Genomic DNA, 15,871 nt, shown 5'->3' with positions numbered 1-15,871 from the left:
AGCCTCTAAAATCCGTAGCTTTGCAGTTATAAGAACAACACCATTGAAAATTGCAAATCCCTCATTTTCAATTTTCAATTTTCAATTTTCAATTATTATGAACGAGATCGCCGAAATCATTAACGGTACTTTACATAGCGGGATACCCGTGGAAATCACGGAATACAGCATAGACAGCCGTTCTGTTGTTACTCCTGAACATACCCTATTTTTTGCCTTAACCGGGAACAATCATAACGGACACGATTACATTCGTACACTATACACCGATGGAGTACGAGCCTTTGTCATCAGTGAATTTCGAGAAGAATTCAACCAACTGACAGGCGCCAACTTCATTGTCGTTGAAAATGTATTGACTGCTTTACAACAGCTAGCTGCCCATCATCGACAACACACGCAAGCCGAGGTCATCGGGATCACCGGAAGCAACGGGAAGACTGTCGTAAAGGAGTGGCTCTACCAACTCCTAGCAAACGATCACGCCGTATACCGCAGTCCCCGGAGTTACAATTCGCAAGTAGGAGTTCCTCTATCTCTACTGGGGATTGATCCAAAAACCGAAATTGCCATTATCGAAGCCGGGATATCCCAAAAAGGAGAAATGCAGCACTTGCAACAGATGATACAGCCAACTATTGGCATTTTCACGCATCTCGGGGATGCACACGGTGAAAACTTTGCCTCCAGAGAAGAAAAACTAGCCGAGAAAGCACAACTATTCACGTCTTGCCAATGGGTGATCGGGCAAACAGGTGAGGCGCTGGAATATATCAAAACACGAGTACCTTCTACCACCTCGTTTCTTCTTTGGGGGGAAGACCCGAAGGCTGACATTCATGTAAAAACAATGAACATCGCACTTGGACACAGGGAAGTACAGGTAACATTCGGTAATAAGCACTTTATCCTTGATATTCCATTTCCGGACATTGCCTCCTACGAAAATTGCATGAACGCCGTCAGCATATTGCTATTAAAACAATATTCTCCCGACGTGATCACCTCACGGGTACAACAGCTTTCCGCCATTGCCATGCGCATGGAAATCAAAGACGGGATCAATAATTGCACGCTCGTGAACGACTACTATAATTCAGACCCATCCTCTTTCCAACTGGCGTTGAATATACTGGCAACGCAGGATGCCTCAAAAGAGCGGGTCGTTATCCTCTCCGATTTCATGGATACGGGAAAAGCCGGAGACGACTTATACCCTTCTATTGCCGAGACTCTCCGCCAAGCAAATATATCCCTGTTCATCGGGATCGGTAAACACTTAAGTGAACATCGTCATGATTTTTCCGCTAATTCCCGATTCTATGAAGACACGGAACATTTTCTCCGCCAAGAAGAACGGGATAATTTCAACAACCAGATCATCCTGATCAAAGGCGCCCGGGCTTTTCAATTTGAATACATTGCCGGATTCCTGCAAAAACAATCACATAGCACCATATTGGAAGTTGACTTGGACGCTATGGTTCACAACCTGAATCATTTCCGGTCACTGACCGATGCGCATATTGCCGTCATGGTCAAAGCCTTCTCGTACGGTAGTGGCTCCCGTGAAATTGCCTCGTTGCTACAATATCACCGGGTAGACTACCTCATGGTTGCTTTCGCCGACGAGGGCATCGAATTACGGGCCGCGGGAATTACCATCCCAATTGCCGTCATGAATCCCGAACGGGAAGCCTTTGACAACATGATCATGTTCAACCTCGAACCGGAGATCTACGCGCTGGACATTCTCGAAGATTTCAACAGGGCGCTAAATAAACACGGGATCAAACGATTCCCCGTACATATCAAACTGAATACCGGCATGAATCGTTCCGGTTTCGACGAACAGGACCTCCCGCAGTTACTGGAATTTTTCCAAACGGAACGCTCCGTGTACATCCGTTCCATGTTCTCCCATCTCGCAGGAAGCGACGAAACCGTGCATGACGAGTTCACGCTGGGACAAATACACCTGTTCGAACGCATGACCGAACGAATCCAAGCCCAATTCAACTATAAAATTTGGCGACACATCCTGAATTCCGCCGGGATCGAACGCTTCCCACAATACCACTTCGACATGGTCCGCCTCGGGATCGGTTTACATGGTATCAGTGCCACACACGCTAACCTCCAACCTGTAAGTAGTTTTAAAACCTACATCTCGTCCATTCGGAATGTCCCGACAGACCAATCCATCGGGTACGGGCGCAAAAGTTACACCACCCGTCCTTCCCGGATTGCCGTAATCCCGGTCGGGTATGCCGACGGGCTAAACCGTCACTTGAGTAATCGTGTCGGTAACGTGTTCATCAAAGGGAAAAGAGTTCCGATCATCGGCAACATCTGCATGGACACCTGCATGATTGATGTCACGGACACGAATGCCACCATCGGGGACGAGGTGGAGATTTTCGGGAAACATATCCTCGTCACCGAACTATCGGAGCAACTGGGAACCATCCCGTACGAAATCCTCACGGGCATCTCTCACCGCGTGAAACGAGTATATTACAAAGAATAATATAAATAAAAACCCTTCCCTACATTCTTTTCAGAACTGGGAAGGATTTCTCCACTGTGTATGTTTACGAGAAGCTATTTACTCTTCATAACGATCACCTAAATACTTGATCAACAAAACATCTAACTCAGAACCTCTCACCCCGTGATCTATAATACGTCCTTCTTTATCCAGAATCAAACAGAAAGGAACTCCTTGTATTTTGTATTTATTAATTACCTCACCTTTCCAACCCTTCAAATCACATAATTGTGTCCATTTCATATTCTCTTCTTTCAAAGCTTGTTTCCAATCTTTTTCCTTGTCATCGATCGAAACGCTGATCATGTTAAAGGCATCTTTCCCCTTTCCATAAGCATCGTACACGTGGCGCAAGTGAGGAATCTCCCCCCGACACGGACCACACCAAGAGGCCCAAAATTCTACCATGTTATATTGACCCGGTTTCACGTAATCAGACAATTGCACCGTTTTACCGTTCTCATCCACCAACTCCAGATCCTTGTACTTTTCTCCTAAAGCGATCGGGGCGATGCTTTCCAAACTCTCTTTCAATTGCTTATACCCCGGTGTTTCACGCAAGGAAGGATCTATAGTCTGCAACAAATTATCCATATCTGCTTTTGAGAATTTCGCAGTATAAACCATATTCTGTGCCACATCCACGGAAACCGGAGACTTCGGATTAGCTTTTATGAAATCCCATTGAATTCGGGTAATCTCTTTCTGGGCATCATTCATTTCCCGGGTTAACGCAATCCCCTCTCGTGTATTAAACACACCCTCACTTGCCGGGATATGATAAACCTGCAAATATTTATCCCATGCCTCACTATTCCTAGTTCGATAAGGTTTAAGCTTTTCTTGATAACTCAAGAATAAATCATGCACCGGCGAACCCGTTACTGTCACGTTTCCTTTCACTTTTCGCCGAAAACTGTTACGGGAAGGCAAAGAATCAATAGAAGGACTTTCATACTTTATATCCACGTTATCCACAAACACATCCGATCCCCGCAAATCTTTCTCATATGATTCGACCTTATCCGGAGATAAATCAATCAACAACTGATAGCGTGTCGGAACATCCACTTTCCCAGTCAAAACGAATTTTCCCCCTTTCACGACACTCGAATCCACCGGAGTGTTCCAATTATATAAATACACCTTCATTCCATCAGGTGTGCCGGGAACAGAACCGCTAATCTTATAACCGGGTTCCCGCTGACAGGCAACCAACGTTCCCAAACAAACAATACCATACAATAATCTTCTCATACCTTCTATATTAAAATTTATTATCTACAAGTTCAATCAAAAATATATACCTTCATTAGCTTATTCCACTGTCACATTTACCCAGAATTTACTGAATTCTTCCAAATCGATTTTCAGGTAATTCTTGTAATATTCAAGAGTCAGATTATATCTTTCTTGTACAAGAGGATAAGTATCCAATATATCTTGTCGTTCTTCAAGGGGTGTACAAACAATCCACGTCGCATAGCTTGCCATGTCTTCATTGGGAGAATACTTACTTGACAGCATAAAAAATGCGTAGGGATCCACAAAACCCAAACTTCTCAGATAATCCATATTCCATTCTTCCGTTTCCCAATCAACCATATCCATCATTGCCTCATCCTGTTCCTCGTAAGACATTTCGTTAAAATACTTGCCTTTCGAAACCTGAATAAAAGCATCAGGAGAAGGCATATCTAAAGTAAAATAAGTCGATGTTCTTGTTCTGAAGAAACTACTTGCAATACTGTATTTCCACAATTCCGGTTGAGGCCCAAGATCATCATCCATCTCCCCCCAGTAAACAATTCCTTGCTGAGCTTCATCAATATAACCGATACTTAAATTCGGCGTCGGCAACATTAACCCGTAATAACCGACATACTCACCCAAATTATCATACCAAAGATTTTTCTTTATCAATACCTGACGTTTTATTACCGTTGTCTTCACTATTTCTGCAGGTAATGCATTATAAAATGTACGCAATAATTTCAGGAACGACCCAGCAGTCACCTCATCCGCAGCCTCCAAGGGAAGTGCCTCCGGAGTATTATACTCGATCATATTCGTTTGTGTTATCCCCACATTCGTGCGTAAGGCTTCATCCCCACTTAAAGTATAGTACACGTGATGATCATATTTCTGGTACAAATCATAACAAATTTTCTGGGCCTCTGAAGTCCCGTCAACAATGGCCGGAATTGGTCCGTTATAAGTAAATTCAGGAGTTAAACTACTTTCATGACAGGCCGAACCAATAACCAACCAGCCGACCAGTACTAATATTCCATATATTGTTTTCATATTTATCAGTTTATCTAGGGTTAGCACCAATTTCTGGATTTACATTCAGTTCCTTTTGAGGAATTTGCAACACGTAACGAGGATCATCCTTTTGCAATGTTGAACTTCCGGTAATCCCGTAATGTGTAATTGAAGGACGAGTTGTACGCCGGAGGTCAAACCACCGCTGTTCTTCGAAACAAAATTCCCGCCTTCTCTCTGTCCAGATCGTCTCCAACAAGGTCTGTTGATTAAAATCTTCCGGATCAAGTCGTCCCGTCGTTTCAAAATCTTGAGCCCGGAATTTCACCTCACGTAATGTATTTAAATATCCGACTGCCATCTTGATACCATCCGTCTTGTGAGCATAAGCCTCTGCAAGAATTAAATACATATCTTCTGTTCGGAGAACACGAGTATATCCATACTCTGAACTCAACTGCACAACAAAGTCTAGATAATTTAATCTATAATACCTGTTTTTCATGTAGCGAATTCGTCCCCGGGTATTCCTACGCATAAAATAATATCTACGTACATCTCCCGGTTCATAAGAATTGAACAACGTTTCACTCGGATAAAAAACAGTTTGAGCATTATCACCACTTAAAATCCTGTAAACCTCATTGATTCCATTCACAAACAGAACGTTTGAGTTTTTCTCACTCAAATAGCCTATACCGGGAACATTATCTGCAGTCCAATACGCCAAGGGAGATTCCGTGTAAATCACAGGATTCTCTCCCGCCTCCCTCAAATCGAACAATGCCGGATTAGCTTTTATCACCTCTTGCGCTTGTGCTATTGCAAGATCCCATTCTTGCATATATAAATATACTTTTGCCAACAGCGCCTTAGCTGCAATGGCAGAAAAACGAGTTTTACCATTATTTATCGGATTTTCTTCCAATAAAGGAATCGCTTTTTCCAAGTCTCCAACAATCTGTTCGTACACAACTTTTAACGAAGAACGGCGATAAACCTTATCATCCGCCGTGATTTCCAAATTAATCGGAATACCGGGAGCCGTTTCACAAGTTGCCGGATCGTATGGAGATGCATACATATTTACCAAATAAAAATAACGGAAAGCCCGTAAAGCATAAGCTTCCCCTTTAATGTGGTTACGAGTCTGACGAACGACTGTTTCGTCCAACACATCCCCGACAGCATGATCAATATTCTCGATCACAACGTTCGTGTTAAAGATGCTATTATAAAAATTTTCGAAAGCCTCATCTCCATTAGGCATAGTCGTTTCAATACTATTATCCCACAAGTGAGCCCCCAAATAAGTATCAGAACTATTCGCAAATCCCGGATCACGATCCGCAGCAATATAATCCATATCATCCGTTAGAACATCTATATACGGAAGTACAACTTTAGTCAAATACGCATTATTCAATAATTGATCATAATCATCTGTTGTAGATAGTTTCTGCTTGTTTTGCGGTATTTCATCCAAATAACCATTACATGCCCCAAGGACAAGACACAGGCCCACGATCAGCAAATTATATAAATATTTCTTTTCCATAATCCTTCATTTAAAAATTGACATTCAAGCCCAAAGTAAACGTCCTAGCCAACGGCAAAGAACCATAAGATGTTGTCGTATAATTAATCGTCTCAGGATCATACCCTTTCAAACGTTTGTCCGCTATCACGAATAAATTCTGAGCTTGAAATTTCAAAGTAACACTTCCCAATTTACGATCTCCAATAGCTACTTTATTCACCCAATGAACAGGTAATTGATATTCAATCATCAAGTTTCTAAAACGAAGATAATCACCGGGAACTACCGTTTGGTCTGATAAATTATACCAATCTGTCGCAAAGAAATTACCATCAGCCGTCGTGATATATCCATCACCCAAAGATAGGGCCGGGATCGTTTTACCCGTATTATCTTGTCCCGGACGCCAGCGATCTTTTATACTACTATTCACATTTTCATCAGCAGAAGGAGCGGATACATACGCACGAGCCGGTAAACGCACCACGTTCTTCAACCCGAAAGCGAACAACATTGACAAAGAAACGTTTTTATATGATACTCTGGTATTCAACCCTCCGGAGAACATCGGGTCACGAGTTCCTTCATATTTCAAATTCGCCAAATCATAAGGGAAGTTCACAATTTCCTCACTATCCACGCCAAGTACCTTCCCATCCTTATCGTAGAACATGGGCATACCTTTTTCATCCAGCTTGGCAAAACGATACGAGAACATACCATTCACAGGTTTTCCTTCATATACTTCACCCGGCGTATAAACACTTTGTACTAGATATTTAGTCTGTGCGGTACTCTTGGATTTCGTTACCTTATTCTTAACATATCCCATGTTGAAAGCGGCAGTCCATCTCCAATCCTTATTTTTCAAAAGAGTTCCACTTAAAGAGACATCAATCCCCTGATTGCGCACATCGGCATAATTGACATATTTTCCCGTAAAACCAGAGACGGACGAAACACTCTTGTAAGCAATCAAGTCTTTACTTTCATCCAAATAATAATCAACATCCAAAGTCAAGCGATCATCAAACAACCCCAATTCCAAGCCCACGTTAAATGAAGCCGTCGTTTCCCATTTCAAATCAGGATTAGGAGCCTGTTGAATTTCCATCTCGAACAAACCGGTCACCGCATTAGGTGGTAAAGCCGCGGCAATGATCGATGGACTACTATCCTCCACGATATTACCTCTTAAACCGTAAGAAGCTCGAAGTGCCAAATTACTTAGGACCTCGTTATCCGATAGAAATGATTCATTGCTGATAATCCATCTTCCGGAAACAGACCATAAAGGCAAGTAACGATATTTAGGATTAGAGCCGAAAAGATTCGATCCGTCAAAACGGATATTGGCATTCAACACGTAGCGATCACCATACATGGCTGAAACCACACCATAATAAGATATATTAGAACGATCAACCAGACTACGAGTCACTTTGTTTCGTTGCAAATTCCCTGTACTCTCTCCCAAAGCGGGTTCATAAAATGTATTTCCCCGGTCATGGAAATACCCGTAATTATTTGATTTTAAACCTTTATAATTTGTATTCCTGAATTCTTGCCCCAACAACACATCAATAGACAAATCTTCTGTCAGACTTCCCTTGTAAGTTAACCCGTTACGAATTAATGAAGAGCGCTGTTCGTAAGTTGTCTCATTATACACACCACCATAAGGCATCGGAGATTTTTCTATATCCTCTTCCGATCCTTCTCCATAATTGTACCCTCTAATATCCGCTACATAAGCACTTTTTTCAGTAGCATAATCTCGGGCTGTTGAATGAGAAGAAGAATAACTAAACAACCCCTCGTATTTTAATCCTTTGTACAAATTCACATTCAAACTGACAATCCCTTTTAGATCCGTCTGGGTACTCTCGTTTCCGGTATTTGCCAACTCGTTCAATATATTAAATTTATAGGCCCGACCACTTACCGTACTCTGATAATAATGCAAATCACCACTTTCTTCCCGTAAAGGGATAGCTCTTGAAGAACGGACGGCATAATTGAACAGGTCAATCGAAGAATGATACATTTCCCGGTCCCGACGATCAACCTGAAGTATAGCCCCCATATTCACACCTTGGAAAAGTTCCGTATTCACTTTCACCATTCCACCATAATTTTTGTACTCGCTGGCCTTGTCGACGCCCTCTTCGCCGTTATAATTCAAAGAAATATAATAATTCGTTTTCTCAGTTCCCCCGGAAATACTTAGATTATGAGTTTGCGTGTAAGCATTACGGAATAATATTTTAAACCAATCCGTATTCATACCTTCCAGTTTATTAGCCATCAAATTTACTTGCTCTTTAGTCATCTGTCCTAAACTGTAGCTATTTAGCAATCCCTCTAAACCGGAAGTCCCTTCTGAATAAGTACCACCCCAAAGATCCAAACCATCCACATAATTCTCCCAAGCCAAAGTGACACGTTCTTTCGAATTCAACAAATCAAAATTATAGTAGTAAGGACGAATACTTAGCGTTGACGTGTGTTGATACGCTATGTTAAAACTATTGGCCTTTCCCTTCTTCGTGGTGACCACGATCACGCCATTGGCAGCACGTGTTCCATAAATAGCAGTTGCAGAAGCATCTTTCAGCACGGTAATACTCTCGATGTCATTCGGGTTAATACCGCCAATCACCGAATTGAACATATTCATCACGTCCGGACTGTTCAAATCAGCAGCCGTCACCGGGACAGAATTTTCTAGAATCACGCCATCCAATACCCATAACGGGTCTGCATTACCGGAGATGGTCGCCGTACCGCGAATACGAATCTTAGGAGCCGCACCCGGAGCCGCGGATGTATTCACCACGGAAAGCCCCGGAACCACACCTTGCAACATCTGTTCGATACTCGAAGCTCCAATTGTCTTTAGTTCACTTGTTTTCACCGTCACCACAGAACTCGTCAAATTACGTTTCTCGATTTGCTGGTATCCCGTTACCACGATCTCCCCGATACTCTCCGCTTCTTCCTCTAACACGACAACCAAAGCGGGTTGATTTTTCTTATAAGGAACATCCTTCGTTTTCATCCCTACAAATGAAAAACGCAGTCTCACGCTGTCCTGTTCCGGAACCCGTAACAAGAAATCACCATCCATTCCCGTGGCCGTTCCTAATTGGGTCCCCACGATAAGCACGGTTACGCCCGGTAATGGTTCCCCGCTTTTATCTTTCACTACACCACGAATTTCCATCTCCTTATTTGCTTGCTGCACGGAACTTTTCCCTTCGAAACGGACCATGATAATATTATCCCGGAACGTGTAAGTAAAACCTGTTCCCTCAAAAACTCTATCCAACACGGATTTCACGGACTCCTCTTTTGCTTTTACAGTCAGTTTATTCAACTGTTCGGTTTGTTCCGTGTTAAAAATAAAATGCAGATTCGTCTGACGCTGGATCTCGCTAAATAACGTTTTTATCGATACTCCTTGTAGATCCAAGTTGACTTTCTCCTGTTGGGCAAAACTATTTGCCGAAAGAGAAAATGTGAAACAACACATCAAAAAAATAAAAAGCTTCATCGTTTTCCAAAATTTTTGTCCATGGGGTCGGTAAACCCTAAGGCATAATAGAATTTTTTCCATACCTTTGTAGTTAGAATGTTAGTATTTACAATCAGGCATTGCTCGTAACATTAGCCTGTTGTCCTATTATCATTAATGGCGGAAGATGCTCGTAACATTTTCCGCTATTCTTTTATTCCATCACGATAATTGTCCTTCCTTTCACAGAGAATTTCACCTGAGTCACTCCTGATATAGCATCGAGAATATGGGAAACTTCCTCGTAACGTCCCAAATGCCCGGTAAAATGCAGTTGTTTCAAACTTGCCGTCTGGAAGAACACATCCACGTCATACCATAAAGACAACGTGTTCATAATCTCTTCCAAGCTCTCGTTATCAAACATAAACTCATGCTCTTTCCACGCCACGTAAGGCCGCACATCCACATCCCGAATTTCCATAGTGCCTTTCTCTCTGTTATAAAGAGCCAACTGTCCCGGCATTACCGAATATTCAATGTCCGAATTCGTTTCTTGAATGCCAATCTTTCCCTCGACCAGAACAGTCTCAACATTTGCAAGATTGTAGGTATTTACGTTAAAAGAAGTTCCATAAACCCGGATTTTTAATTTATCTGCGTTCACGAAAAAAGGCCGTTTTGCATCTTTTGCCACTTCAAAATATCCTTCTCCGGAAAGAAACACGTCCCGTCGTTCTACCCCGAAAGCCACCGGGTAACGCAATTCACTGCCCGAATTCAGGTAAACAACCGTCCCGTCGGACAAGGTTACCGTGTATTCTCCTCCACGAGGAACTTCCAACACGTTATATTCCGTCTTTCCCGTTGCCACCTGCTCCGGGTAAACCATTCCTAACGAGTTATTGGTAGCCGCGATACCTTCTGCCACGTCAAAACGAGTTTCTTGTTCTCTCGTGATTTCAATCACCCGATTATCAGCCAACCGAAGAATAGCCTTGCTCTTTCCGGGTTCTATACTGGCCAATTCCGAACCCTTTTGTTCGGCACCCGGTTTCGTTTCTCTTATAAAATATCCCGCTGCCACCACCATCAAGGGAATCATCACGGCAGCCACGAATTTATACCATCCTAAACGACGGGTATTATGCTTCTCTTTGATGTTTCCCTTCAAAATGACCTTCTCCCATGCAGAATTTTTATTCACATTCTCGTAAATACCAAAATCATGGGCAACATTCTTTTCATCACAAATCTCTTTAAAAAGTTTTTCACGCGAAGGATCTTGACTAACCCACTCCTCCAACTTCACTTTTTCTTCCCCGGATAAATCCCCCACGAGATAAAGTTGGATTAATTGTATGATATATTCATCGTAATGTTTCATCATCCTTGTTATTTTACACCAAAGACGACAAGAGCAAAAAAAAGGAGTATAAAAAATCGACTTTTTTTAGAAAATATTTTCCAATCACATGAAACCCACTTTAAACAAGGCATATAACACATATACACCACCCAATCTTTTTCGCAAATAAACAATAGCATTCCGTTTTTGAGTCTTCACGGTTAATTCGGATATTTGAAGGATTTCCGCAATTTCGCTATTCTTTTTTCCTTCCAAATGATGTTTAAACACTTCCTGGCACCGTTTGGGTAGTTCATCCAATACCTGATATAAACGGCGATACACCTCATCTTTCATAACCTCCAATTCAGGCATTTCGCCCGCCTCTGATGTCCGAAGCGTGTAACGCACATACTTTCCCTCCACTTCCTTGTGTTTCAAATAATCCAACGAGGCATTCTTCACCGAGTTATACAAGAAATTCTTAAAACCATAGTAAGAACTGTAAATCGTATCCCGTTCCCACACCTGCACGAATAAGTCCTGCACGACATCCTCCGCAATCTCTTGTCTCTCTACCCATTTCATGGCATATAGCACGAGATAACGATAAAATCGGTCAAACAATATTTTAAAAGCTCCCACCTGCTTTTGATTCAACTGCTCTATTAATAACTCATCTTGAACCATTTTCCCTAAGGATTATTATACAGATTTATTCGTGTATAAAAATAGTAAAAAACTATCTTTGCACAAAGATAAACACATAATAAAACAGATTTATGAAACGAATCATAGCACTCTTGCCCTGCATGATATTATTGCTACAAGCAAATCTATCCTGGGCACAATTCGACAAATACTTTCACAACAAGACTTTACGTATGGATTACGCCCATTGCGGGAATAGCCAGCACGACGAAATTTATTTCGAGGAATTATTGGAAGAACCTTACTGGGGTGGTTCGAAGACCAACCTCATCGATACCATGTTCTACGGGAATTATTATCTCAACGTGTACGACGTGGCCTCCAACCAACTCATCTATTCCCGGGGATATTGCACTCTTTTCTGGGAATGGCAAACCACCGATGAAGCGAAAACAACTCAACGTTGCTGTTCAGAAACTGTAGTCATGCCTTTCCCGAAAAATGACGTACGCATTGAAATATCCGCCCGGAACAAGAAAGGTAAATTCGTAAAGAAATTTGAATACACGGTGGATGTTGATAGCTATTTTATCAAAAAGGATCGCCGGATGCAGTACCCGACTTATGACGTGCATTACACTGGAAACCCGTCACGCCGGGTGGATATCGTCCTGCTCCCCGAAGGTTACACGGCAGATGAAATGGACAAATTTAAAGCCGATTGCAAACTTTTCGCGGAAGGTCTGTTCAGCCTTTCTCCCTACAAAGAAAATCAAGGTCTATTTAACATCCGGGCAGTTCTTGCCCCTTCACAAGAATCCGGTGTCGATATTCCCGGTGAATACATCTGGAAGAATACCATCCTGAATTCTTCCTTTTACACTTTCGATTCCGAACGTTACATCATGACCTACGACAATAAAAGTTTACGGGATTTATCCGCTAATGTCCCCTACGACTTCATCTACATTATTGCCAACACGCAAAAATATGGCGGTGGAGCCATCTATAACCATTACGGCATCAGCATATCCGGCAACCTCCATGCAGCCAAGGTTTATGTTCACGAGTTCGGCCACTTGTTTCTCGGTCTTGGAGACGAATACGTGGAAGTCGGTAGCAGTTATAATGATATGTACCCGACCAACGTGGAACCTTGGGAGGCTAATCTTACCACACTGACAAACTTTAACAAGAAATGGAAAGATATGCTTGATAAAGATACTCCCGTTCCCACTACCTACGATCCCCAAAATCCCAAGAAACTCGGGGCCTATGAAGGAGGTGGTTACGTGTCCAAGGGCGTTTACCGTCCTCGTTATGACTGTTTGATGAACACCCTATCCGGTAATGACTTCTGCCCCGTTTGCATCCGGGCTATCAAGAAACAAATCGATTTCTATACCCGATAAATAAGAAAAACGTACTGTTGAAGGTACGTTTTTCAGTATAAATTGTACCACAGAAGGTACGATTTTCTCATAAGGGGCTGTCCCAAAAGTCATTTTTTGTTAGTGTCTCAAAAATTGGGATTTACACACTTTTTGAAACACTATCTGTAAAGAAAAAAATCTGTTTCATCTGTCTTTTATTAATTCCACTAACTACATCAAATAAAAGACAATTGAACAACTAGAAAAGTACTATTATAAAGCGAATTATTCTTCAGAAAGCGGTTCCAAGTGCAACGGGTGGCGAACCACAAAACGGGCCCCCTCTTTATAATCCCCATCCACCCAAATGTCTCCGCCCATCATCGTGATCGTCAACTTACATATGGCCAATCCCAAACCGGTACCCTGCACGTATTCATCCAGTTTCTCGAAACGTTCGAACACCTTCTTCTGTTTATCCTCCGGAATTCCCCGTCCCGTATCGGTCACGCTAAAATAAACACAATCCTGCTCTTCATTAATCTCGATTCCCAGCGTGATACTCCCCTGTTCCGTGAACTTATTGGCATTCGACAACAAATTAATCAATATCTGTTGCAAACGTTGCACGTCCGTCTCCAGTATAAATTCTTCACAGGGTGTTTGGAACACGTACTCCACCACATCCCGTTTCCCGTAACTAGTTGTCGCCAACACGCTCTGGCACAAAGAAACGATCTCAACCTCCTCGTAAGACAACTTCAATCGTCCCGTCTCCAAGCGGGATATATCCAAAATATCATTGATCAAGCGAAGTAATAAATCTGAATTTTTTTGGATGATAGCCACGTACTCATGACGGCTTTCCGCATCACAATCATCCGAAGTCAGAACCCCGGAAAATCCCACGATAGCATTCAACGGGGTACGAATCTCGTGACTCATGTTAGCCAAAAATGCAGACTTCAACCGATCAGACTCCTCTGCCTTTTCCTTTGCCTTCCGTAACTCCAGCTCCGCCTGCTTTTGCTTGGTCATATCCTCCATACGCACCACGACACCCAACAAATTATTATCATCATCAAAAACAGGATTCGCCAACATATACACGTAATAATTCCCATGTTTCACAACAACATCAGCCACTTTTCCCGTTTTCATAGCCACTACCGCCGGACAGAAAGAACAAGGTTCATCCAGTCCTCTCAAAACTTTATAACAAACTTGGCCCTTGGAACTTTTAATTTTTTCCGGATCGACATCATAATCAATCCCGTTATGCCATTTTATCGTGAAATCCGGATGAATAAACTTGATCCCGGAGTTAACATTATTCAGTATTAAGATATTATCTTTTTGGGCCTGCCACAAGGCATCTTTAAAACGTTTGGTTCTAAAATAGAAATATAAGGCTAGGAAAAAACCGAACAATAAAACTAAAAAAGCCGAAAACACCCCTATAATCTGGTATTTATATTCCTCGAAATAGGACAACTTCTTGTTGTAAAGAACAGCATTCTTGACCTCCGCTTTATTCAAGAATCCCTCTGAACATAACTTGGCATAATCAAAACAATACTCGTTCGGAATGATCTGCATACCCGCCAGCACGGTCGAATCATGTTGCCTCTCTAACGCCAAAGCTTGTTTGGCCATATCTTTTCCGACAGTCCGGTATTGCGGTACACATCCCCCGACAGCCCAATGCCCCATCCCGATAGAAGTAATCGTGAAAGCCGGAATTTTAGGATTCGCCATCATCATCGAATACGTGGCATTCCGCATAAAATAACCATCATTTTTATCTACTCGCCACGTCCCCAACAAGATAACCGTTTTCTCCGGTAACCGGGCAATAGCATCACTGATCGAATAAATCGTATGTTTCCGGCCATCCAAAAGAATCAAATCCAGCTCCGGGAATTTCTCCTTCATCTTCTTCTTCACCAAAGCCTGCAGAGAGACTCCCCCGTAACTATTATCCGTGATAAAAGCGATATGCTTAGTTCCCGAATAAAAATCCAAAATTAACCGAAGATTCGCTATCACGTCATACTCGTAAGCAAACCCGAAAACCTCCAATTCCCGAATGTTGTCACTCATCACGTCCACGCTCTCCGCCTCCCAGTTCTCCAAATCGGTACCCTCCTCCGGTAACAAGACAGCATTCCGACTCACCATCCCTCCCATGATCGGGACATCCCGAGTAACCAGTGAATCCTGAGACCAATAAGCCGTCCATGCCTCCTGCCCTAATAGAATAATGAGTTTCGGTAAACCCTTTTCGATATTTTTATCCAATATTTCTTTCATCCGCCCCTCCCACATACAAGCCTCGGAAAAACTTTTACAATTCATATTCTCTATGTCAATCGAAAATTTTCCGCCAAGTAGGCCATACTCTTCTATAAAATCCGATATATTCCTAGCAGTTTGGGAAGTTTCCGGGTTGTAGGAACTGATAATTAATATCCGAGAATCGGGCTCACCGGTTCCTCCTTTTGTTGTCCAAGAGACGAACAACAAAACAAATAACACCCCCGTGTACCTAAGATTCCTATATAGCTTTATAAAAAACTCCAACATCTTCTATTTGTAACTTCGCAAAGATATTTATTTTCAC

9 protein-coding genes are annotated in these 15,871 nt (G+C 42.3%); 2 read left to right on the top strand and 7 right to left on the bottom strand.

Features of this window, described 5'->3' with window-relative positions; genetic code table 11:
- Positions 1-97 precede the first annotated feature (97 nt).
- Positions 98-2,530, top strand: a complete 2,433-nt coding sequence (locus QVC79_RS13795; protein ID WP_124316150.1) for a bifunctional UDP-N-acetylmuramoyl-tripeptide:D-alanyl-D-alanine ligase/alanine racemase — start codon at positions 98-100, stop codon at positions 2,528-2,530.
- Positions 2,531-2,608: 78 nt separating this feature from the next.
- Here QVC79_RS13795 and QVC79_RS13790 read toward each other — a convergent pair whose 3' ends face one another.
- The 6 genes from QVC79_RS13790 to QVC79_RS13765 all read right to left on the bottom strand — a co-directional run bounded on the left by QVC79_RS13790 (position 2,609) and on the right by QVC79_RS13765 (position 11,914).
- Positions 2,609-3,808, bottom strand: a complete 1,200-nt coding sequence (locus tag QVC79_RS13790) for a TlpA disulfide reductase family protein (protein ID WP_124316151.1) — start codon at positions 3,806-3,808, stop codon at positions 2,609-2,611.
- Between the two features lie 60 nt (positions 3,809-3,868).
- Complete coding sequence (locus QVC79_RS13785) at positions 3,869-4,858, bottom strand: hypothetical protein (protein ID WP_124316152.1); 990 nt, start codon at positions 4,856-4,858, stop codon at positions 3,869-3,871.
- A gap of 10 nt (positions 4,859-4,868) precedes the next feature.
- Entirely contained in the window at positions 4,869-6,377 is a 1,509-nt protein-coding gene (locus tag QVC79_RS13780) for a RagB/SusD family nutrient uptake outer membrane protein (protein WP_270592566.1), read from the bottom strand.
- 10 nt (positions 6,378-6,387) lie between these two features.
- The gene (locus QVC79_RS13775; protein ID WP_270592563.1) at positions 6,388-9,915 is read right to left on the bottom strand and encodes a SusC/RagA family TonB-linked outer membrane protein; all 3,528 of its coding nucleotides are present in this window, start codon (positions 9,913-9,915) and stop codon (positions 6,388-6,390) included.
- Between the two features lie 175 nt (positions 9,916-10,090).
- Entirely contained in the window at positions 10,091-11,266 is a 1,176-nt protein-coding gene (locus QVC79_RS13770; protein WP_287642499.1) for a FecR family protein, read from the bottom strand.
- A gap of 81 nt (positions 11,267-11,347) precedes the next feature.
- On the bottom strand, positions 11,348-11,914 hold the full coding sequence (locus QVC79_RS13765; protein ID WP_270592561.1) for an RNA polymerase sigma-70 factor: 567 nt from the start codon (positions 11,912-11,914) through the stop codon (positions 11,348-11,350).
- A 92-nt stretch (positions 11,915-12,006) separates the two neighbouring features.
- On the opposite strand from QVC79_RS13765, the gene QVC79_RS13760 reads away from it, so the two are divergent.
- Positions 12,007-13,287, top strand: coding sequence for a M64 family metallopeptidase (locus QVC79_RS13760; protein ID WP_164719985.1), 1,281 nt, complete (start codon positions 12,007-12,009; stop codon positions 13,285-13,287).
- Between the two features lie 246 nt (positions 13,288-13,533).
- Here QVC79_RS13760 and QVC79_RS13755 read toward each other — a convergent pair whose 3' ends face one another.
- Positions 13,534-15,834, bottom strand: a complete 2,301-nt coding sequence (locus QVC79_RS13755) for a sensor histidine kinase (RefSeq protein WP_270592560.1) — start codon at positions 15,832-15,834, stop codon at positions 13,534-13,536.
- Positions 15,835-15,871: the final 37 nt, after the last annotated feature.

The organism is Butyricimonas sp. (genome assembly GCF_019423355.1).
In the GTDB taxonomy this organism is placed as follows: Bacteria; Bacteroidota; Bacteroidia; order Bacteroidales; family Marinifilaceae; genus Butyricimonas; species Butyricimonas faecihominis.
Note: the sequence above shows the minus strand (reverse complement) of the source record. Positions and strands in the feature narration are given on the sequence as shown.

Coding starts and splice junctions, on each gene's coding strand:
- QVC79_RS13765 (WP_270592561.1), bottom strand. CDS start 11,914: ATGGTTCAAGATGAGTTATTAATAGAGCAGTTGAATCAAAAGCAGGTG.
- QVC79_RS13770 (WP_287642499.1), bottom strand. CDS start 11,266: ATGATGAAACATTACGATGAATATATCATACAATTAATCCAACTTTAT.
- QVC79_RS13790 (WP_124316151.1), bottom strand. CDS start 3,808: ATGAGAAGATTATTGTATGGTATTGTTTGTTTGGGAACGTTGGTTGCC.
- QVC79_RS13760 (WP_164719985.1), top strand. CDS start 12,007: ATGAAACGAATCATAGCACTCTTGCCCTGCATGATATTATTGCTACAA.
- QVC79_RS13755 (WP_270592560.1), bottom strand. CDS start 15,834: ATGTTGGAGTTTTTTATAAAGCTATATAGGAATCTTAGGTACACGGGG.
- QVC79_RS13775 (WP_270592563.1), bottom strand. CDS start 9,915: ATGAAGCTTTTTATTTTTTTGATGTGTTGTTTCACATTTTCTCTTTCG.
- QVC79_RS13780 (WP_270592566.1), bottom strand. CDS start 6,377: ATGGAAAAGAAATATTTATATAATTTGCTGATCGTGGGCCTGTGTCTT.
- QVC79_RS13785 (WP_124316152.1), bottom strand. CDS start 4,858: ATGAAAACAATATATGGAATATTAGTACTGGTCGGCTGGTTGGTTATT.
- QVC79_RS13795 (WP_124316150.1), top strand. CDS start 98: ATGAACGAGATCGCCGAAATCATTAACGGTACTTTACATAGCGGGATA.